The organism is Paraburkholderia sp. CNPSo 3272, assembly GCF_024206495.1.
GTDB lineage: Bacteria > Pseudomonadota > Gammaproteobacteria > Burkholderiales > Burkholderiaceae > Paraburkholderia.
The window spans coordinates 20,113-40,273 of sequence record NZ_JAMBPQ010000048.1 but is presented as its reverse complement, the minus strand read 5'-3'; the positions used below and the strand labels follow the sequence as shown (position 1 = coordinate 40,273).

The 20,161-nt window shown below is 63.4% G+C and carries 21 protein-coding genes and 1 pseudogene; 14 read left to right on the top strand and 8 right to left on the bottom strand.

Translation table 11 applies throughout. The features are described 5' to 3' along the window. Positions 1 to 87: 87 nt before the first annotated feature. From M3I53_RS33440 to M3I53_RS33420, 5 genes are all read left to right on the top strand, one after another. Complete coding sequence (locus M3I53_RS33440) at positions 88 to 396, top strand: hypothetical protein (RefSeq protein WP_254320070.1); 309 nt, start codon at positions 88 to 90, stop codon at positions 394 to 396. 136 nt (positions 397 to 532) lie between these two features. Further along, entirely contained in the window at positions 533 to 2,038 is a 1,506-nt protein-coding gene (locus M3I53_RS33435) for an ATP-binding protein (protein ID WP_254320069.1), read from the top strand. Beyond that, positions 2,013 to 2,645, top strand: a complete 633-nt coding sequence (locus M3I53_RS33430; RefSeq protein WP_069263858.1) for a response regulator transcription factor — start codon at positions 2,013 to 2,015, stop codon at positions 2,643 to 2,645. The genes M3I53_RS33435 and M3I53_RS33430 overlap by 26 nt, the downstream gene beginning before the upstream one ends. Before the next feature lie 105 nt (positions 2,646 to 2,750). Next, positions 2,751 to 3,029, top strand: coding sequence for a hypothetical protein (locus tag M3I53_RS33425; RefSeq protein WP_254320068.1), 279 nt, complete (start codon positions 2,751 to 2,753; stop codon positions 3,027 to 3,029). A gap of 30 nt (positions 3,030 to 3,059) precedes the next feature. Then, positions 3,060 to 3,272, top strand: coding sequence for a hypothetical protein (locus M3I53_RS33420; RefSeq protein ID WP_028203895.1), 213 nt, complete (start codon positions 3,060 to 3,062; stop codon positions 3,270 to 3,272). A 30-nt stretch (positions 3,273 to 3,302) separates the two neighbouring features. On the opposite strand, the gene M3I53_RS33415 is transcribed toward M3I53_RS33420, so the two are convergent. From M3I53_RS33415 to M3I53_RS33405, 3 genes are all read right to left on the bottom strand, one after another. Then, positions 3,303 to 3,638, bottom strand: a complete 336-nt coding sequence (locus M3I53_RS33415) for a hypothetical protein (protein ID WP_254320067.1) — start codon at positions 3,636 to 3,638, stop codon at positions 3,303 to 3,305. 259 nt (positions 3,639 to 3,897) lie between these two features. Beyond that, positions 3,898 to 6,213, bottom strand: a complete 2,316-nt coding sequence (locus tag M3I53_RS33410) for a sigma-54 dependent transcriptional regulator (protein WP_254320066.1) — start codon at positions 6,211 to 6,213, stop codon at positions 3,898 to 3,900. A gap of 141 nt (positions 6,214 to 6,354) precedes the next feature. Beyond that, positions 6,355 to 7,386, bottom strand: a complete 1,032-nt coding sequence (locus M3I53_RS33405; protein WP_254320065.1) for an AraC family transcriptional regulator — start codon at positions 7,384 to 7,386, stop codon at positions 6,355 to 6,357. A gap of 205 nt (positions 7,387 to 7,591) precedes the next feature. On the opposite strand from M3I53_RS33405, the pseudogene M3I53_RS33400 reads away from it, so the two are divergent. Further along, positions 7,592 to 9,523 (top strand): annotated as a pseudogene (locus M3I53_RS33400) (beta-glucosidase); the annotation flags it as partial. A 173-nt stretch (positions 9,524 to 9,696) separates the two neighbouring features. Here M3I53_RS33400 and M3I53_RS33395 read toward each other — a convergent pair. Beyond that, positions 9,697 to 10,284 carry an N-acetyltransferase gene (locus M3I53_RS33395; protein WP_254320063.1) on the bottom strand — a complete coding sequence of 196 codons (588 nt, stop codon included), beginning with the start codon at positions 10,282 to 10,284 and terminating at the stop codon, positions 9,697 to 9,699. Between the two features lie 237 nt (positions 10,285 to 10,521). Here M3I53_RS33395 and M3I53_RS33390 point away from each other — a divergent pair, with 237 nt between their 5' ends. Genes M3I53_RS33390 through M3I53_RS38330 form a run of 4 tightly spaced genes read left to right on the top strand, consistent with a single transcriptional unit; the run spans position 10,522 to position 13,555 of the window. After that, positions 10,522 to 11,343 carry an ATP-binding cassette domain-containing protein gene (locus M3I53_RS33390; protein ID WP_254320062.1) on the top strand — a complete coding sequence of 274 codons (822 nt, stop codon included), beginning with the start codon at positions 10,522 to 10,524 and terminating at the stop codon, positions 11,341 to 11,343. After that, complete coding sequence (locus M3I53_RS33385) at positions 11,340 to 12,380, top strand: ABC transporter permease (protein ID WP_254320061.1); 1,041 nt, start codon at positions 11,340 to 11,342, stop codon at positions 12,378 to 12,380. Before M3I53_RS33390 ends, M3I53_RS33385 begins: the two co-directional genes overlap by 4 nt. A 29-nt stretch (positions 12,381 to 12,409) precedes the next feature. Beyond that, a complete protein-coding gene (locus M3I53_RS33380) occupies positions 12,410 to 13,414 on the top strand; it encodes a substrate-binding domain-containing protein (protein ID WP_254320060.1) in 1,005 nt (334 codons plus the stop codon). A gap of 15 nt (positions 13,415 to 13,429) precedes the next feature. After that, positions 13,430 to 13,555: a hypothetical protein gene (locus M3I53_RS38330; RefSeq protein ID WP_302057946.1), complete on the top strand. Its 126-nt coding sequence runs from the start codon at positions 13,430 to 13,432 to the stop codon at positions 13,553 to 13,555. 77 nt (positions 13,556 to 13,632) lie between these two features. On the opposite strand, the gene M3I53_RS33375 is transcribed toward M3I53_RS38330, so the two are convergent. The 3 genes from M3I53_RS33375 to M3I53_RS33365 all read right to left on the bottom strand — a co-directional run bounded on the left by M3I53_RS33375 (position 13,633) and on the right by M3I53_RS33365 (position 15,266). Next, positions 13,633 to 13,953, bottom strand: coding sequence for a hypothetical protein (locus M3I53_RS33375; protein ID WP_254320059.1), 321 nt, complete (start codon positions 13,951 to 13,953; stop codon positions 13,633 to 13,635). 212 nt (positions 13,954 to 14,165) lie between these two features. Then, positions 14,166 to 14,345, bottom strand: a complete 180-nt coding sequence (locus M3I53_RS33370) for a hypothetical protein (protein WP_254320058.1) — start codon at positions 14,343 to 14,345, stop codon at positions 14,166 to 14,168. Positions 14,346 to 14,717: 372 nt separating this feature from the next. Continuing rightward, positions 14,718 to 15,266, bottom strand: coding sequence for a carboxymuconolactone decarboxylase family protein (locus M3I53_RS33365; RefSeq protein ID WP_254320057.1), 549 nt, complete (start codon positions 15,264 to 15,266; stop codon positions 14,718 to 14,720). A 379-nt stretch (positions 15,267 to 15,645) separates the two neighbouring features. Between M3I53_RS33365 and M3I53_RS38530 the strand changes: the two genes are divergently transcribed. After that, the gene (locus tag M3I53_RS38530; protein ID WP_309249563.1) at positions 15,646 to 16,029 is read left to right on the top strand and encodes a BON domain-containing protein; all 384 of its coding nucleotides are present in this window, start codon (positions 15,646 to 15,648) and stop codon (positions 16,027 to 16,029) included. Between the two features lie 104 nt (positions 16,030 to 16,133). On the opposite strand, the gene M3I53_RS33355 is transcribed toward M3I53_RS38530, so the two are convergent. Continuing rightward, positions 16,134 to 17,030, bottom strand: a complete 897-nt coding sequence (locus M3I53_RS33355; protein ID WP_254320055.1) for a LysR family transcriptional regulator — start codon at positions 17,028 to 17,030, stop codon at positions 16,134 to 16,136. A 98-nt stretch (positions 17,031 to 17,128) separates the two neighbouring features. On the opposite strand from M3I53_RS33355, the gene M3I53_RS33350 reads away from it, so the two are divergent. The 3 genes from M3I53_RS33350 to M3I53_RS33340 are packed head-to-tail and all read left to right on the top strand — an operon-like array spanning position 17,129 to position 20,126. Further along, positions 17,129 to 18,433: a CitMHS family transporter gene (locus M3I53_RS33350; protein WP_254320054.1), complete on the top strand. Its 1,305-nt coding sequence runs from the start codon at positions 17,129 to 17,131 to the stop codon at positions 18,431 to 18,433. A gap of 18 nt (positions 18,434 to 18,451) precedes the next feature. Next, positions 18,452 to 19,825, top strand: coding sequence for an acyclic terpene utilization AtuA family protein (locus M3I53_RS33345; protein ID WP_254320053.1), 1,374 nt, complete (start codon positions 18,452 to 18,454; stop codon positions 19,823 to 19,825). Beyond that, entirely contained in the window at positions 19,812 to 20,126 is a 315-nt protein-coding gene (locus tag M3I53_RS33340; protein WP_254320052.1) for a hypothetical protein, read from the top strand. Before M3I53_RS33345 ends, M3I53_RS33340 begins: the two co-directional genes overlap by 14 nt. Positions 20,127 to 20,161: the final 35 nt, after the last annotated feature.

The following is a 20,161-nucleotide window of genomic DNA, read 5'->3' as shown; positions in this document are numbered from 1 at the left end:
CGTTTGCAGTCGAAGACGACTGCACGCGATCATTGGCGGGCTCATCATGAGGTCAGCATAATTTCGAAGCTGCAGAGGCGATGCGCGATGATTTCCGAGTGGGGCGACCGTAAGGCGCGGGTGCAGGACGTGAACTCGATCTGCATGCGCCTGTTCGATACGTGGTGCGAATCCCGCAATCTCATGCCGCTGGCTTATCTGATGCACTGCTGGCCGTTGCCGGACAGCCGCGCGGACTCGATACGGCGATTGCAGGAAAGCATGAAAGACTTGCGCCGCAACCATGCGGAGAAACTCGATCTATACGCATTATCGGCGCTCGGCGAACTCGCACGCAGTCTCGACGAACTGATCGACCGTGCGGAAATTTCCGCGGGGCATTCGTTCGCTACGTAGGGCACCTGGAGCATGGAGGGCTAACCGGGCGCGCAATCCGTATTACCTGCATACGTGATAGCGGGTTGCCGAAGGGCCATGGCTTTGGCGACGAGGACAAAACTAAGTAACCAGGGCCGGAGCAACGGTGGGCAAGATGACTGACTCGCAGGCCACGAACCCCTGCACGATATTGGTCGCGGGCGGTACGCCGAACGAGACCCGTTTGATCTCCGATCACCTCGTATGGGAGGGTTTCGAGGTGCTCGCCGCGAACAGCGGCCTCGAGGTAGTGGAGCGTTCGAGCGTCTCCCAGCCCGAACTGATTCTGCTCGATTCAGAGGCCGCCAGCGTGGGGGCCCTGGCCACCTGCCGCAGTCTGAAGTCGGACGCGCGCACGCGCGATATTCCCGTGGTCCTCATGGTGCCGGCAGGCCATCATCGAAACCTGGCCGATGGCCTCAGCGCCGGCGCAGCCGACCATGTTCGCAAGCCTGTGCAAGTCGAGGAACTGATGGCCAGGGTCCGCACCCACATCGCGTTGCGTTCGGCCCACCGGCAACTCGTCATGCAGCAGCGCGGCCTCAACGCGTGCGAAACGCGCTTTCGCGCGATCGTCGAATCGGGCCCGGTGGCCATGGGCATTACCTCGATGCCCGACGGCCATCTGCTCTATGCCAACGCCCAGTTTCGCGAACTGCTGCGCCTCGATGAGGCGGCCCGCGCGAACGTCAATATCGTCGACTTCTACGTCGATCCGCTGGAGCGCGAAAGACTGCTGCGCTGTCTCGCGGCCCAAGGCAGCTTCGGCGACGCGGAAGTGAAACTGCGCCGGCCGGACGGGACGCAGTTCTGGGCCATGGCGACGGCACGGCTGTCGAACTACGATGGCGCACCGGCCATTTACGTGGGCCTGCACGATATTTCCGGACGCAAGCGCGTGGAGGACGAACTCGTGCGCTCGCGCGAGCAGCAGCGGGCGCTGTCGGCTTATCTGGAGGGGATTCGGGAAGACGAGCGCAAGCGCAGTGCACTGGAGATTCAGGACGAACTCGGGCAGTTGCTGACCGCGCTGAAAATGGATGTCTCGCTGCTGCGGATGCGGCTCACTGACGACCCCGAGGCCGTCGGCCGGGCCGACGACATGCGCGAACTGGTCGAAGGCACGATCTGGATGGTCCGCAACGTGGCAAGCCACTTGCGGCCCGCTGCGCTCAACTTCGGCCTCGTTTCGGCGCTCGAATGGCTGACCAGCCAATGGAGCCGGCACAACGCGACCCCGTGCGAGCTGCACATGACAAGCGGCGAGCCCGTCTTGTCGGACATGCAGGCCACGGCGCTCTTCCGGATCGTCGAGGCGGCGCTGGCGAACGTCGCGCGCCACGCGGCGGCGCAGCGCGTCGAGGTCACGCTCACCACCGGGCCAGGCTCGCTCGACTTGCGTGTGCGCGACGACGGCCGCGGCTTCGACGTCGCCGCCGCGTATGCGAGGTACGCATACGGTCTACTTGGCATGACTGAGCGCGCGAGGCTGATTGGTGGTACGTTGAGCATCGACAGTCAGCCCTGCAAAGACCTGACCATAGGCATTGCGACGGGCACCACGATTTCGATCCACGTTCCGCTTGAAGACCCCCATGATCAGAATACTCATCGCCGATGACCATGCCATCGTGCGTGGCGGACTCAAGCAGATCCTCGCGACGACGGCCGACATGGTCGTGACGGCGGAGGCCGGGCAGGGTTCGGAGGTGATCGAAAAGCTGCGGACCTGCGAAGTCGATCTCTTGCTGCTGGACATGACGATGCCTGGCATCAGCGGCGTCGATCTGATCCGCCGCGTGCGCGCCGAGGAACCTGCGTTGCCGGTGCTCGTGCTCAGCATCCACAACGAAGCCCAGGTGGCGTCGCGAGCGCTGCGGGCCGGCGCGACAGGCTATGTGACGAAGGATAGCGATCCTGAAGTGCTGCTGGCCGCGATTCGCAAGCTCGCGGACGGCGGGCGCTTCATCGACCCAAAACTCGTCGACGCCATGGTGTTCGAGAAGCATTCGGGCGACGTGCCGCCGCACGAGGTGCTCTCGGACCGCGAGTTCCAGGTGCTGCAGATGCTGGCGTCGGGCAAGAGCATCAACGATATCGCCGACGCGTGCGCGCTCAGCGCCAAGACGATCAGCACGCACAAGATGCGGCTGATGCAAAAGCTCGGGCTGGGCAACAACGCGGAGGTGATCCGTTATGCGATCCGGCATGGGCTGGTCGGCGAGTGACGCGCGGCCACGCACGGCGAGAAGGAAATCCTGACAAACGAAACAGACAATCCCGAGGGATCTATCTACCCGTCCCGATGGCGGCCGGTTTAACGGCTGTCTACGATGATTTCACATGAAGGGGGGACGGCGATGGCGGTGCGGCAGTCGTTGGGGGCAGCAGTCGTGAAGTGGCTGAACCCCACCAGCAGGCAGACAGTGCGGGTCGTGACGGTGCATCGTTCGCAGTCCGGGCGGATCGCGAGCGTGTTCATCGAGGCGCAGACAGCGGACGGACCGCGCGCGCTGTTTTTCTTCCGCCATCCCGACCGTGGATGGCAAGTGTTTCCACCCGATATCCTGCGTCCTTCGATGGGCGCAGCACGTGTCGCCACAAGAATATAGCGGCAGGCAGGCCGCGAGCGGAGATTGCGCATGGAAGAGATCGCGCCAGACGAATTGCCGTCCCCCTATGAAACGAAGCTGCGCGAGTGGATGAGCCGGTGGTACGACCACGCCATTGCGCAAGGGCTCGTGCGTCCGCCGTTCCTGCTCGACGACGCCAAGGCCGAGCGCCTCGAAGGCTATTTCGCCGCCGGACTGACCCCATCGGAAGGTGCGCAGGCCTTCTTCGGACCTGCCCATTGACTGACGCCTGCGTCAGGGTGGTTCGGGCGCTCATGCGTGCTCGAGCTGATCCAGCAAGTGCCGAAGCCGCCGGGCCTGGGCGGGCATGATCTCCGGTGTGGACGCAATGCGCTGGACGCGATCGAGCCAGTAGCGACGGCCGAACACGGCGATGTTGCCGTCGAAGGCGATGGCGATTTCAAGATGCGTGATGGCGCCGTCGAGATTTTTCGCCGTATACGGACTGTCTGGCTGTGCCCCGTTTTTCGCGTCCTCGCGTGTGGTCACACGCATCGTATTTTGACTGGCGGACTGCGGATGCTGCGATGTTTCCTGTTCAATTGCAGGTGTCATTGTTTTTGCCTTGCCGTCGAATTTATTCGCCATCCACGCGGATTGCGTACTGCGCTCCACAGCGCCACCCCGGCGTGATTTGATGAGCGCGTCGGCGTTCTTTCTGGTCCCGAATGTTCGACTGCAAGCAACGATCGCGCCAACGCTGCGCGGCCCCGTCGTGACGGCTCAGGGCTGCGCGCAACAGGGCGGCACAGGACGATTTCGACCGCGTAAATCGCCGGGAATGGACGATTCCGTCCAGTTCCCGGGGTGGCTTGGCTTCGGTCAGGTCGTGGCGCGACTTGCGGGCTTAGCGGGCTGCAGCGGGCCCGTGGTCGCCCGGGCCCGAAAACGCTTCATGGCGCAGTTCGGCCAGCAACGCGATAGCGTCCGCGACGCGGCGGGTCGAATCGGCCGATTGATCGCGCAACGCGCGGGCGAGCGTGTCAATCGCTTCGCTCGTGCGACCCGTGGCGCGCAGGAGGTCGGCGAGATAGCGCGCGGCGTCCACGCGCGCGGGCACCGAACCGAACGCGAGCGCCGTCGAAAGGGCGGTGCGCAATCCCTGCTCGGCAGACGTCAGATCGCCGAGCGCCCACTGCGCCCGCGCGCGGGTGACCAGCAGCTCGCCAAGGTGGGCGCGCTCCTGGCGCGCGAGGATTTCGTCGACTGCGGCGGCCAGCATCGTTTCGCATTGCTTCGCGCGGCCGGATCGCAGCAGCAGTTCGCCGTGCTGCCACATCTTGAAGGAATGGAACAGCGCGCCGCCGTTGCAGACCATGTGGTTGTCGTAACCGTCGAGCATCACGGCTTCGGCTTCCGCGTTCAAGCCTTGCGCGCTGAGATCGACGCCGCGCAGGATCTGACCCATGCCCCGATAGAAAGGGAAGCCGTTGGCGATCGACACCGATTCGAGTTCGCTCGCGAGCGGCCGCCGCCGCTGATCGTCGAACAGGGAAGCCAGCCACGCGGCGCCCTGCAGGTTGAGAACGTGCGCCAATGCGTGCGCGCCCGGCTCGCCCGCGCGCAGGATCAGCATATCCATCGCGCGCCGGGCTTGCCCGAACTCGCCGATCTGGTAGGCGGCCAGCCCCTCGAATGTCAACGCGAGGCTTGCCAGATCGATGCTCTGCGAACCCGTGCGCACATCGTCTCGCGTCACGTTGAGCAGATTGCCGCGCGCGAGGCAGGCAAGGGCTTCTTCGCTGTCGCCTAGCCAGTAGAGCGTGTTGGCCATGGCGACGTGCGCTTCGTCGAGCGACACGCGGTGCCCGCTGTTCTGGGCCCGCTGCAGCATCTCCTGTGCGCTCGCTCGCGCCTGCTTGAGCTGGAGCGTCGTCAACTGGGTGGTCCAGACGCCGAACTGGATTGCCGCGATTTCGCCCGGCTCGCAGATCCCTTCTCCGACCTCTAGCGCCGCCGCGTAGCAGGCCGAGGCTTCTGCGTACAACCAGCCGTGCACGCTGCGCAGGCAAATGCCGAGCAGCCGGTAGGCATCGAACTGGGCGCGGCGCGCGCCGGCCTCTTCACGGCTCGTCCGCAGCACGTCGAGGCAACGCCGCAAATGAGGAATAGCCTCGGCGAAGCGCGCGGCATCGACCAGCGCCATCGCATGTTCGAGACTCTTGTGCGCTTCGCGGTGGTGTTCCTCGCGCGACTTCAGGCGGCGCTCGACCGTCTTGCGGCCCACCCCGAGCAAGGTCGCGGCGGCGCTCTTGTTCCCCGTGGTCCGCTCCAGCGCGCGGTCGATGAGGAGGTCTTCGGCGGCGGCGAGTTTGTCGCCTCCCTCGAGTTGCAGCAGCATGTCCGCGAGCGCGGCGCGCGAAACCGATCCGGCCGTTTCGCTGAGCAGAAACGGTTCGAGCGTGTCTTCCTCGATCAGCGGCTTTTCGGCAAGCACGCTCAACTGGCTGACCAGGTTGCGCAATTGCCGGATGTGGCCTGGCCAGACGTGCCGGCCGAGCCGCCGCAGCGCAGCCGGCGAAAACTCGATGCGGCGCTCCTGTTGCGAGGCGAAATGGGCGGCGAGCGCAGGAATGTCCTCGACGCGCTGGTCGAGCCCGGGCACGGCCAGCACGAACACCGCGAGCCGGTAGAACAGGTCCTCCCGAAACAGCCCCTGGCGGGCCAGTTCGCGCAGATCGCGGTGCGTCGAGGCGACCACGCGCCCCTCGAAACGCACGCTCGACGAGGCGCCGACCGGGCGGAACGTCCGCGTTTCCAGCGCCCGCAGCAGCTTGGGCTGCAGCGCGAGCGGCAGCTCGCCGATTTCGTCGAGCAGCAGCGTGCCTTTGCCGACCTGCTGCAAGAGTCCGGAACGACTCTCGCCCGCGCCGGTGAAAGCGCCTTTGACGTGCCCGAACAGTTCCGCTTCGACGAGGTGCTCGGGAATCGCCCCGCAGTTGACGTCAACGAACGGTTGATCGCGGCGCAGGCTGCGCGCGTGCACGCGCCGCGCGACCAGTTCCTTGCCCGAGCCCGTCGGCCCGATGATGAGCAAGGCGTGATCGGTGGGCGCGACGCGATCGATCATCCTGACCAGTTGGCGAAACACCGGCGCCTCGCCAATGAACGCGTCGCAGTCCGCTTTTTCTCCCGAAAGGGGGACGAAGGGAAAAGTACTCATTGCCTCGTGGACTCCAGATTGACGCGTGGCATGCTTTTATGTTTGTCCCGGAGACCGCAGCCGGTGACCGCGCATCGATCCCGCCCATCGCCTTTCGGTTCGATGGCGGGCAGCGCAGGCGCAGTCTGTCCAGAAAGCTCACTAGAACCTGCAGTTTTCCAACTTGTAGCGCGAAGGAGACTTGCCGCTGTTCTCGAGAAAGAAACGTGAGAACGCGGAGGGAGAAGAGAAGCCGAGAAGATCGCTCACCGCGGCAACCGAATAATCGGCCAGCGGCAGCAACCGCCTTGCCTCCTCGAGCCGCGCATGGGACAGGATCGCCTGGAAGTTCGTCCCTTCACCCTGCAAGCGCCGGTGCAGGGTCGAGCGTGAAATGCCGAGGCGGCCGCAGACTTCCTCCATGGGGTTCGCAAACGGCAGGCCGGCATGCGCCTCGCGAATCATCTTCGTCACGAAATCTTCAATTCTCGAAGAAAACGAATGGCCCACAACGAAGCGTCGGATATCGGCATCGGCCTGCCCGCAGAGAATGTTTTCGGTGATCTCGTTGTACTTGCGATACGGGAGGTCCGCCACCCCGGTTTTCATCAGCATGCGGTTGCGGCTCTGCCTGAATTTCACCGTCGCGCCACACAGGTGCGAGAGTTGGGAGACGGGCGCAAACGCGTCGCCAGTCAGCTCGATCTGAATGGGATAAGGCTCGTCGTCGTTGTACTGCTCGGCGAGGCGAATGAGCAGCAGAAAATTGTAGAAGGCGCTGGATGAGCTTTTGCGGGGGCCGTCCAGGACGTACTCGAATTCGAACGTGTGGCCTGACCGCTTGACCTTCACGGTATCGACATTTCCGATCAACACCCGGTAGCGCAGAAACTGTTCGAAAGCTTTCATCAACGTGGGGCTGTTCGTGACGATGGCCAATAACGTGCTGATAGGGGCGCGAAAGGAATAACTGGAAAAAATTTCGAGCCGCTCCGAAGCCTGGTAGCCAGGCTCCAGCAGATTGAGCATCGCAATGTGCTTGTGAGCGGGGATGCGCCCGTCCGGATGGGCAAGTTCGGCCTCGGTGATGCCGGTGAGGCGCGTGAAATCGTGCGGCGACATGCCGTGTTCAACGGCGGATTTGAGCGAGAGTTGGGCAAGGACGTTTGAAACGGTCTTTTGATCGGTCGTCATGGGAGACACCATGGAACGGAGAAACGTCGCCTAGGCTAACCGCTGGTAGCTGGTGACTTTAGCATCCTTGCTGCAATCCTCAAACGGCCCGGTGGGGCCGGATAGCGAATCGGCATGAAGCGCTGCCCGGGCGACGTGAGCCGGCGCGAAGATTCGTAAACTGCCTGCAAGGTAACGGCGAAACGGCACTCGGCGCAGGGCTAAGGCAAACCCCACGGCGTTTCCCGCACCGATCGGGCTCGCCTCGAGTTGGGACGCGTCGCGCTCGCGGGGGCCTACGGGGCGCGCATTGCCCGCGAACTGCGGGTGCTCGGCTATGCGGAAGGACTGGGTGGCGGCGTCAATCTGGCGCGTGAACCGCGCGACGGCCGCACGTTCGAGTACATGGGCGAAGACCCGGTCCTGACCGGCACGATGAGCGCCGCGCGCACCCATGGGCACGCAGTCGCAGAACGTGATCGCAACGGTGAAGCACTACGCGATGAACGATCAGGAAACGAACCGGATGACGAGCAATTCGGTGGTCGACGAAAGGACGATGCGGGAAACGGAGCTGCTCGCCTTCGAGATTGCCGTGCGCGAGGGGCATCCTGGCAACGTGATGTGCTCGTACAACCTGGTCAACGGCGTGTATGCCTGCCAGAACCCGGAACTCCTCACGACCATCCTGAAGCAGGAGTGGGGATTCAAGGGCAAAGTCCAGTCGGACTGGACGGCGAACCATAGTACTGTCGCGTCCGCTATGGCGGGTCTCGACGAAGAGCAGCCAGGCGATCTCGGCACGGCTGGGGCGGGCTTCGGCATTCAGTCGTATTTCAGCAGCGCGCTCAAGGCCGCGGTCCAGGCCGGTACCGTTCCGGTCGCTCGTCTCAATGACATGGTCTTTCGCAAACTGCGCACCATGATCGCCCTCGGTGTGATGGACAATCCGCCCACCCCCGGCGGCTCGGTCGACCAGACGGCAGGCAATCGTGATTCCCTGGCGGTGGCGCACGAGTCCATCGTTCTACTGAAGAATGGCACGGCATCCGGCAGCAACCAGCCGGTCCTTCCGCTCGCCGCTGGCGGCCTCCACTCGATCGTGGTGATCGGGGGCCATGCCGATGTCGGCGTGATGTCCGGAGGCGGGTCGGGAGGCGTGCCCGCGGCCGACGGCAATGCCGTGTCGGGGTGCCAGTCCGGCAATCCGCTGCTTTCGAGCTGCGCGACCTGGTACAAGTCTTCGCCGTACAACGCGATCAAGGCCAAGGCGCCTCAGGCCACGGTGACGTATTTCGACGGCACGAACGCCTCCGCCGCGGCCGGCGCGGCCGCCAGCGCCGATGTCGCGATCGTGTTCGCCACGCAGTGGGAAAGCGAGGGCACGGATCTGGCGAACCTGTCCTTGCCGGACAACAAGGCGGACCCGAGCAATCAGCTTTACGACCAGAATGCGCTGATCAACGCGGTGGCTGCGAAGGCCAAACGGATCATCGTCGTGCTGGAGAATGGCAGCCCCGTCACGATGCCGTGGCTCGGTAGCGTTCACGGCGTCGTGGAAGCGTGGTATCCCGGTGTGCAAGGCGGCCAGGCGATCGCGGACATTCTGTTCGGCGACGTGAATCCGTCCGCGAAGCTGCCGATCACGTTCCCGCGCCAGGAAGCCGATCTGCCGCAGCCGACCATCGACCCCAACAACCTGAACGTCGTCTATAGCGAAGGACTCCTGATGGGATACCGTTGGTACGATGCGAAAACCATCGATCCGCTGTTCCCGTTTGGCTATGGTCTTTCCTATACGACTTACTCGTACTCGGGGCTCAGGACGCGTACCGATCAGGGCGGCAACGTGATCGCCACGTTCACCGTCGCCAACACGGGCTCGCGTGCCGGCGCCGAAGTCGCCCAGGTGTACGCCACGCTGCCGCCGGGACTCGGCGAGCCGCCGCAGCGCCTCGTGGGATGGACGAAGGTCGCCTTGCGGCCTGGGCAATCGCAACAGGTGAGCGTCGTCGTCCCGGCGCAGCGCCTCGCGACCTGGAACGTCACGACACACTCGTGGCAGGTGCATGGCGGAAGCTACGAGATCCGCGCCGCGTCGTCGTCGCGCGATACGAACGCGTTGTCGGCACGTGTTGCCGTTGGCGATATGCACTGAAGTGGGGGCGGCCTGGGCGGGCTTGGGGCCCAGGCCATGTGGACACTGCCGGCTTGCGCCCGATACCTTCGGCCGGCAACCGACCGCATCGCAGGTGCTCTCGGCACGCGACCGCCATCGGCCTGTCGGGGCGACGCTGCAGGAAGCGGACGCAAGTGCCTCTTTGGGCGGCGTTACCGCCGCCTCATCTGCAACGACGTGTCAGTCGCATCGACCACCTGAAACCCGAAGCGCTGGTAAAGGCTTATCGCCCGATTTCCCTTCAGAACGCTGAGCTTGACGGGTACGCGAGCGTCGTCCGCCTGCCGTAGAAAATCACCGAGCAGATGGGCCGCGATACCGCGACCCTGATGTTCGGGGAGGATCTGGATTTGCACGATGGTCCATGCGTCCGGGTCGCGAAAGAATTTGAAGAGTCCGAGTTTTTCCGACCCGCAACAGATGACATAAGCGTCGTTGTAGCGGTAGCGCAGACGCTCCCAATGCGCGTGCTCGTCGGTGGATTCCCCAGCACGTTTCAGGTGCTCGGTCATCGTTGCCCTGCGCAATTCGAACAGAAAAGGCTCGTCGGCGGGCGTCGCTGCGCGAAGCGTGAAGTCAGGTTGATTCATTCGTGGCGGTGGAAACTGGCATAGGCGGCCCCGGTGATTGTTGACCATCTCAAACTCGTTGTCGACCTCGATGCCGATGTAGCGAACGGTGCTGTCGTGCCTCCTGCACCAGCCGCCGTATCGAATCGCATGCGCGAAGTTTGCTATCAATCGTGGGCGTGCCTGAATCCCTTACATTCCGCTCATTGGATGCCCAGGACTAGTAATTTCCCGATGAAATAAGCGGTCTCGCGAGGCGATTCTTGAACTAGACTTTGACTGTTAGTCTTACTATATTCCAGAGACTTTCCAATGTAAGTTGATGCGGCGATCGATAAGCAAAGGGGAAAGTTTTATGGCTATCGTCGTACACAACATCCCGGTGGATCGTTCGCGCTGGAGCGTAGCGTGACAGCGAGCGATGCCGCGCGCGCTGCGAGCGACTGGCGGCATATCGTACGCGCGCAGGGCATCAGCCTGTCCTACGGCAAGATACGCGCGCTTTCCGGCATCGACCTCGCCATCGGCCGCAATGAGATCGTCGGCCTGATCGGCGATAACGGCGCGGGTAAATCGACGCTCATCAAGGTACTGACCGGTGTCGTGCGGCCGAGCACGGGAAAGCTGTTCATCCGCGACGAGGAGGTCGACTGGAGCCGCTTTTCCGTGCGCGAGGCGCATCGGTTGCGCTTCGAGACGGTCTATCAGGAGAAGTCGCTCGGCGAGAAGCAGCCGCTGTGGCGTAATTTTTTTGTCGGCCGCCAGATCACCAACCGGTTCGGATTTATCAATGTCGCCGAAGAACGGCGCATCGCCAACGATATTCTCAAGCAACAGCTCGGTTTTCGCGGCGTCGGGATCGATGCGGATTCGTTGATTGCGAAACTTTCGGGTGGCGAGCGCCAGGGCATCGCGATCGGACGGGCGATGTATTTCGACAGCGATCTCATCATTCTCGATGAACCTACGGTGGCGCTTGCCATCAGCGAGGTGCGCAAGGTTCTCGACTTCGTGCGCTTCATTAAGGAGTCCGGCCGCGCCTGCATCTACATTGAACACAACCTGGCCCATGTGCATGAGCTTGCCGATCGGCTGGTCGTGCTCGATCGTGGCCGGATCGTCGCGGATATCAAATCAGGCGAGATGAGCCTCGAAGCCCTCACGCGATTCCTGATTTCGCTACAGCAAAGCGGGCACGGACCGGCGCCGGTTGCGGGGACAAGGACGTGAGCGATCCGGTCAAGGAAAAGCGCGCGGTGCGCCTGGTGGGTTTGCGCCTGCCGGGTTTTGCGCGCATGGAGGGATTGCCGAGCCTCGTCGTGTTCGCGCTGGTGGTCGGTCTGTTCATGGCGACTGCACCGCGCGTGTTCTTGGGCTGGCCAATCTACTTCTCCTTCCTGACCACCGTGCCGCCGCTGGCGGTGCTGGCGATCGGGTTGACGCTGGTGATTGCTGCGGGCGAGATCGATCTGTCTTTCCCCTCAGTGATGGCATTTTCGGGCTTTCTGTTCGCCTGGTGCGTGAACACCACCGGATCCGCCTGGCTCGCCATTATTGCGGCGTTGGCGGGTGGCGCGCTCGTCGGCGTGGTGAACGGGGTGTTGGTCGCGGTGGTCGGCATGCCGTCCATCATCGTGACGATCGGCACGCAGTTCCTCTGGGCCGGTGTGGCGTCGATCCTTTCCGGCGGGCTCTCCTATGCGCTGCAGCAGCTCGCCAGCGGTTCAGCCTATGCCGTATTCACGGGCACGCTGTTCGGTTTGATCCCGATGCAAGCGCTCTGGGCACTCGGCCTCGCCGTATTCATGTGGTTCATCCTCAATCGCCACCGTTTCGGCGAGCACGTGCTGTTCATCGGAGACAACCGCAACGTGGCGAAGGTCGTGGGCATCAACGTGCTGCGCGAGACGGTGAAACTGTTCACGCTGATGGGGGTGCTGGCCGGTTTCGCCACGGTCCTGCTCACGCTCGAGAATCTGAACTACTTCTCGACTCAGGGGCAAGGCTACCTGCTGCCGGCGCTGGCCGGTGTGTTCATCGGCGGAACCTCGGTGTTCGGCGGCACGGCGACGATCGTGGGGACTTTCTTCGGCACGTTCGTGATTGGCATGCTGGAGGCAGGAATCGTTGCGACAGGTATCGCCGGTTTCTGGGTTCAGGCGATCGAAGGGGTGGTGTTCATCGTCGCCGTGATCCTGCATCTGTTGGTCGAGAATCCCGCCAGGCTGCGCGCATTGCGCGAAAGATTGAGGCTTGGGCGGCGCTAAAGCCGTTAAATCAGGAGATAGGAGCGGAAATGAACAAGATCATGACTGGGTTCCTCCTGGGGGCGAGCGTGCTTGCGTTCGGCCTCGCGCCGACTGCCCGTGCCACTGAACCGACCACGCCGGGCCAGCTCGGCGCCGGTATGACGATGTATATGCAGATGGGCGGAAATCCCGGCGACGGCGCGACGCTGCCGCGTCAGACCGGGGCTGCCGATGCGGGGCACGCCTTCGGCATCAAGGTGATCGAGCAGTTCTCGGCATGGAGCCCGGAGACGATGCTTGCGCAGTTTCGCCAGGCGATGGCGGCGAAGCCGACGTGTATAGGCATCATGGGCCATCCGGGCGATCCGGCCTTCGCCCCGCTGATCAAGCAGGCGGTAGACCAGGGCATTATCGTAACGGTCGGCAATACGCCGCTTCCCGACAACCAGAAGCTCTACGACGCGAAAGGCTTCGGCTACGCCGGCGTCGAACTCTACGTGGGCGGGCAGATCACCGCGCAGGCCATGCTGGGGGCCGGGCTCAAGAAGGGCGACGAGGCGCTCGAATACGGTGTCTTCAACGAGAGTGTGCGCAGCCAGTCCGACCGCGGCCTTGCCGAGACGCTGGAAAAGGCAGGCGTGAAGGTGACCCGGCTCAATATCTCGCCGCAGGTGGATTCCGATTCATCGCTCGCCGTGCCGATCCTGGTCGCCTTTATCCAGGCGCATCCTGATCTGAAGGCGATCGGCACCCAGCACGGCGGCGTGACCGGGTTCATTCCGCAGGCGCTCCAGCAGGCTGGCAAGAAGCCGGGGCAAATCGTCGTGGGCGGCATCGATCTGGCGCCCGCCACGATTTCCGGGCTGCAGAGCAAATTCATCACCGCGACACTCGACCAGCAGCTTTATCTGCAGGGCTTTCTGCCGGTCACGCAGTGCGTGCTCTCGGCGGCTTATCACTTCGCGGGGCTGACCATCAACACCGGTGCCGGTGTGCAGACACCCGCGACGATCGACTCGCTCATTCCGCTCATCAAGCGGGGGATTCGCTAAGTCCGTGGAGCTCGTTTGGGGAGAGCCTGCAATCCCGTCGCGTGGACCCACGAAGAGGGCTCGCGTTTCACGCCGGGCCTGATGGGCTCCGCGGTCTACGCCGGCACGCTGGATCTCGATACGGCACGCGAGCGGCCCTGACTGGGTAGCGCGGCCTTGCATGGTGAACCGTGACGCCATAGCGGCCGTATGCGGCGAGGCTGAATCGCGTCTGGCGGTCAGTGAAGCTTTGCGGTTTGGCGACGGGGCGCCGTCGCGAGGAGCGCATTGTCCGCATGGTCGACGCGGCGTTCCTGCGCGCCGGATTCGGTAACGACCACCCGCACGTCCTGCGCGAACGCGTCCTCGAACCGGATGCGCGCCACCGTAAGGCAATCCGCAGGCGTGCCGGCCCCCAGACGTACCGCGGTCTGCGCGGTGGCCTTCGCGGCAAGGCCAAATACAGCGACCGCCTCATCCCACGTGAGGCCCGTCGTCATCACTTCCTGAATGAGCCTGCCCGCCACCGCTTCAATCTTCGCTCTGCGTTTCTGATTCATCACACCACTCCCGGTTTTGAGCGTAGTCGCTTGAGGTTTGGAAAAGCGCAAATTTCAGGCCCGGTGCGCAGTAGGGCTTGCCGGTATTGATTTCAGGGTGCTCTGCCGCGGCCCCGAGGAGGCGCGATGCGTTTTCACTCTGGAATGTTTAAGTACGGAATGGATACGTTGTGATAAGAATACTTATCGAAATAGCAGCACTGTGTGATGCGTTACTCGACGCGGCAATTGCATCGCGTGAGCTTGCGATAGATCTGAAGCGCTAGCCCGCCGATCACCACGATCAACGCGCGCCCGATACTCGAGTCGACACTCGCCATCACTTCCGTGAGATAGATCGCGGCTCCTGCTACCAGGGGATGAAAGAGCCCTTTATCATGAAGTTCATCCATTTGAACTCTCCAACGTATTGAAAGCGGCCGGACCGCCCGCGCAATGCCTTCCCACTTCTTACCGAAGGCGGTTTTCCCACTGATTCGCTGCAATGCTTCGCATACCTGATTTTGTCTTTCCACGATCGATCACTCGTCCTGTTTAGCTAATGCAACCGTTGCTGTTCCTGTTTCCCGAGGATGTAGGCGAATCTTAGCGATCGCATGTGCGCGATTCAATTACCTCACGGGTAATCGAGAAGCTCCGATGTGGTCTATACCTGATCTAGAGGAACCGGAGGATCAAAGACCCTCTCCCGACGGGGAAAGGGCTTGAACAAGGCGTTCAGCGGCGGCGGGTCGGGGTGGTGCTCCCCGCCGCTCAAACTTACTTCACGCCTTCCATGCGTAGGGCTGGAAAACTTCTTCGAGGGGCGGCTGGGTGACGCTTGCGGTGTAGTTCGTGATCGTCGAGGCGGCGACAACGAGGATGACGTCAAGCACGAGTGCCCGGTCGAAGCCAGCTTCGGTGAACGCAGCGATGTCGTCGTCGTCGACATGGCCGCGCTTTTCGATCAGCGTGCGTGCCAGGCGCGACAGCGCCGCGAGCTTGGGGTCCTCGGGGAGGCGGCGTTCGCGGATCGCCTGCACGTCGGCTTCGCTCAGGCCCTCCTTGAGACTGAGGCACGAGTGGAATGCGACCGGCCAGGTGGCGCCATTGGTCACTGCATTGGTGAGGAGCAGCGTCTGGACGTGCGCTTCGGAAAAGTTGCCGCCATGCGCCTGCTGAAACAGGCCGACGAGGCCATTGATCAGCTTCGGCGAGCCGGCAATTGCGCCAGCGATATTGGGCACCATGCCGAAAGCCTGGGCGAGCCCGTTCAGCGCGGGCTTCGATTGTTCAGGGGCGGATTCGAGCGTATAGATGGGGAAGTGAGCCACGGTATTTCCTTGAGAGTTGAAGGTATCGCTGATATCGACCAGGCGACAACCGCAGATTAGTGAGAGAAACGAGCCTCGCCAATTACATGGCTGGTAATCAGCGAAGCGAATCAGTCTCGGGACGCGTCGAACAGGGCCATGTGCCGCGCTTTGCTTTGGTCGCCATTTCGAGCGATTACGTCGCATCTAATCGTCGCTGCAGCACGCCAACTGCCGATCGGCCTCGCGTGTGCGGCACGAGAAGCTATATTGGGCAGTGACGATATCCACACCTGAGCACGCTGGGTGTCCGTCGTATAGTTGCGCGTTGCGCGCGCTGTTGGGCTCGCGCGAGAACGTTCGTCGCGAGTTGCCGTCAGGAAGCCGACACGGAGGGAGCATGGGAAGTCGCCTTGGAGGACAGGTCGTCGGTGCCGCGCTGGCATTTGCCATCGCGGGCGGCGCGCCTTGTGCCAGCGCTCAAACACCGGTAAGTCCAGCTGTCGACACGTCCGCGCAAAAGGCGGCGGTTGCGCCGACCGCGGCGCGACGGAGGTCCGATACCATGCTGGCTGGCGACGTCCGTCGAGCCCTCGTGCGCAATCCTGGGCTGAATTCCATGAATATTCACGTACAGGTGCGCGGCGGCATCGTTACGCTGACCGGGTGGGTACCACAGCGCTCGCAGATCGAGCGGGCCAGTATCGCGGCAAGGTCGGTTCGCGGCGTCAGAGCGGTTTCGAATCGTTTAACGGTACGAACGGGTCACGGCAGCGGTCGTTGAGCCGCACCGGTTGTGACGGCCCGCCTATACCGGACAAACGCGAAAGACTGCTCGCCATTTTCGGAGCGACTGTGCAGAGGGCGGACCGCTACGTCCAGGCCGCGTCACACCCGCACCTTGCCCCCAAGAGCGACCATATGGACAAAATCCTCGGTCACACGTGGCAGCGTCCGCCCGCGCTTCTTGACGAGTGCAATCGGGCGCACGAACGCCGGATCGTCGATCGGCCGCATGACGAGGCCACGCTCGGCATGCACTTCGCGCGCGGACTCCGGGAGAACGGAGATCCCGAGGCCGCCGCGCACCATCGCGACGGCGGTCATCATGTACATCGGCTCGCACGCAATATTGGGCGTGCAGCGCGCGTTCGACAGCGCGGCGTCCACGACCGCGCGCACACTGGTTCCCGGCGCGGTCAGCACGAGCGGCAGCGACGCGAAGTCGTCGACCGTCACCGTGCGCTTGCGCGCAAGCGGGTGGGTCTTTGGACACACGATCACGAGGCGATCCTCGCCGGTCTGCAGGATATCGAGTGTCGCATCGACGCTGTGGCCGCCCGTCAGGCCGATATCGACCTCTTCATTGCGCACGAGCGCGTTGACGGCGCTCGCGACGACATCGCGAACCTGAAACCGCGCCTGTGGCACGCGCTTGCGAAACGCCTGGATGAGTTCGGGCAGCGCGCTCGCGGCGAAGGTCGGCAAACATGCGAGCCGCACCGTGCCGCTCGACCCGTCGCCGAGCGCGCGCGCATCTCTGAGGGCCTGCTCCATATCGCTTAGCGATCGCGTCAGGATAGGCAGCAATTCGCGGCCCGTCTGGGTCAGCGCAACGCTGCGGCTGTTGCGATCGAACAAACGCGCGCCCACCGTTTCCTCGAGGCGTCGAATCTGCACGGTCAGCGCGGGTTGCGACAAATGCAGCCGGGCCGCCGCGCGCGTGAAGTTGCCGGCGTGCGCCACGGTCACGAAAGCACGAATATCGCGGAGATTGAGATCCATAATGAACTGTGATTGCTGCGATCAATTCATTTCAATTGTCTTATTGCAGCGCCGAACTTACGCTGGTCTGCACTAAAAGACAAGACTGGAGACACAACATGCTGCCGTTGCTGGGGCTCGTGACGATCGTGGTGTTGCTGGCCGCGATTCTTTCAAAACGCATGTCGCCGCTCGTCGCGCTCATCATCGTGCCGATCGTCGCGTCGCTGATCGGCGGATTCGGCTTGCACACGAGCAAGTTCGTCATCGACGGATTGAAAGGCCTCGCGCCTGTCGTCGGCATGTTCGTGTTCGCGATTCTCTATTTCGGCACGATCACGGACGCGGGCACGCTCGATCCGATCATCGACCGCATCTTGCGCACGGTCGGCACGAAGCCGACGCGCATCGTGGTGGGCACGACGCTGCTCGCGCTGCTCATTCACCTCGACGGCTCGGGCGCCGTGTGCTTTCTCGTCACCATCCCCGCCATGCTGCCGCTGTACGAGCGTCTTAACATGGACAAGCGCGTGCTGGCGGCGGCCGTTTCGATGGCGGCGGGCATCAACTTCCTGCCGTGGACGGGGCCGATGATCCGCGCATCGGCGTCGCTGCATCTGCCGATTTCGGCGCTTTTCAATCCGCTGATTCCGGTCCAGGCGATCGGCCTCGTGTTCGTGTTCGGCATGGCCTGGTGGCTCGGCCGGCGCGAGGAAAAGCGCCTCGGCTATTCCTCCGCCAGCGGCATGATTGCGCCGCCCAAACGCGAACTCACGCCCGAGGAACAGGCGCTGCGCCGGCCGAAGAACTTCTGGTTCAATATCGTGCTGACGATCGTCGTGCTCGGCACCATGGTCGTGATGGGCGAGAAAATTCCGCCCGCGATCATGTTCATGGTGGGCTTGTGCATCGCGCTGATGGTGAACTACCCGAACGTCGACATGCAGCGCAAGCGCATCGACGCCCACGCGCGCGCCGCGCTGATGATGGCGGGCATTCTGCTCGCAGCGGGCGTGTTCACCGGCATCATGCAGGGCAGCGGCATGCTCAAGGCGATGGCGCAGGCGGCGGTCGGTTTCGTGCCGCCTGCGCTTGCCGGGCACATTCCGGTCGTGCTCGGCGTGCTGTCGATGCCGCTTTCGATGCTCTTCGACCCCGATTCGTTTTATTTCGGCGTGCTGCCGGTGATCGCCGAAGTGGCGTCGCAGCTCGGCGTGCCGGCGGTGCACATCGGCCAGGCCGCGCTGCTCGGCCAGATGACCACCGGCTTTCCCGTGAGCCCGCTCACGCCGGCGACATTTCTCGTCGTCGGCCTGTGCGGAATCGAGCTTGCGGATCATCAGAAGTTCACGTTTCCGCTGCTGTTCGGCGCGTCGATCGTCATGACGATCGCGTGCGTCGTGCTGGGCGTGTTTCCGCTGTAGAGAGGAGTGGTAGAAGTCATGAACCGGACCGAATCATCGAAGCGCATACGGATAGGCGCGGGCGCCGGCTATTCGGGCGACCGCATCGAACCCGCGGTCGAACTCGCGGAGCACGGCGCGCTGGATTACCTCGTATTCGAATGCCTCGCGGAGCGCACGGTCGCGATCGCCCAACAGACGCGCCGCCGCGATCCCGCACTCGGCTACGATCCGCTGCTCGACGCGCGCATGCGCGCCGTGCTGCCGGTCGCCGTGCGCAACCGCGTGCGGATCATTTCGAACATGGGCGCAGCCAATCCGCGCGCAGCCGCGATCAGGACCGCGCAGATCGCGCAGGAGCTTGGACTCAGCGGACTGAAGATCGCCGCAGTCACCGGCGACGACGTGCTCGATGTCGTCCTGCGTTCCCAACTGCGCTTCGAAGAGTCCGGCGACGATGTCAGCCGCTACACGGAGCGCATCGTTTCGGCGAATGCGTATCTCGGCGCCGCGCCGATTGTCGATGCGCTCGCGGCGGGCGCGGATATCGTGCTGACGGGCCGCGTCGCGGACCCATCCTTGTTCACGGCGCCGCTCATTCACGAGTTCGGCTGGCGCATGGACGACTGGAACACGCTCGGGCAGGCGACCGTCGTCGGCCATTTGCTCGAATGCGCGGGGCAGGTCACAGGCGGCTATTTCGCCGATCCAGGCTACAAGGACGTACCGGATCTCGCGCGCCTGGGCTTTCCGATCGGCGAAGTGAGCGCCGATGGCAGCGTCGTCGTAACGAAGGTGCCGCATGCAGGCGGGCGCGTGACCGAGGCGACATGCAAGGAACAATTGCTCTACGAGATTCACGATCCGCAACGCTACTTTCAACCCGATGTCGTCGCTGATTTCAGCGGGGCATGTGTCGTGGAAGAGGCGCAAGACCGCGTGCGCGTGACGGGCGGACGCGGCAGCGCTCGCACTGGAACGCTGAAGGTGTCGGTTGCGTATGTCGACGGCTACATCGGAGAGGGACAGATTTCCTATGGCGGCCCGGGCGCGGTCGAGCGCGCGCGACTCGCCCTCGACATCGTGCGGGAGCGGCTGGCGATCACGGGCATCGACACGACCGAATCGCGCTTCGACGTGATCGGCATGAATGCCCTCTATGGCGATGCGCTCTCGGCGCATCACGACGAGCCGTACGAAGTGCGTATTCGCGTGGCGGGGCGCACAGCGAACGCGAAGGAAGCGGCGCGCATCGGCAACGAGGTCGAAACGCTCTACACCAACGGACCTGCGGGCGGCGGGGGCGTAACGAAGACGACTCGCGAGGTGCTCGCCGTGCAGTCCGTGTTGCTGCCACGCGAGCAGGTGGATCCGGGTTTTCAATTCGTCGAGGCAAGCGATGAAACTGCGTGAACTGGCTCACGGCCGCACCGGCGACAAAGGCAATACGCTGAATATTTCCGTGATCTGCTACGAAGCTAAGCACTACGCCTATCTGCGCAACGTCCTGACGCCGGAGCGTGTCAAGGCTCATCTCGCCGACGTGGTCAAAGGCGAGGTGGTGCGCTACGAACTGCCGCTGCTCGGCGCCTTCAATTTCGTGCTCGGCAACGCGCTGGGGGGAGGCGTCACGCGTTCGCTGGCGCTGGACGCGCACGGCAAGTCGATGAGCATGGCGCTGCTCGATATCGAAGTGGATGACTTTGCCGAATGAACGGCAGGTTGAGGCTGCGGGGTCGGCAGGCAGCC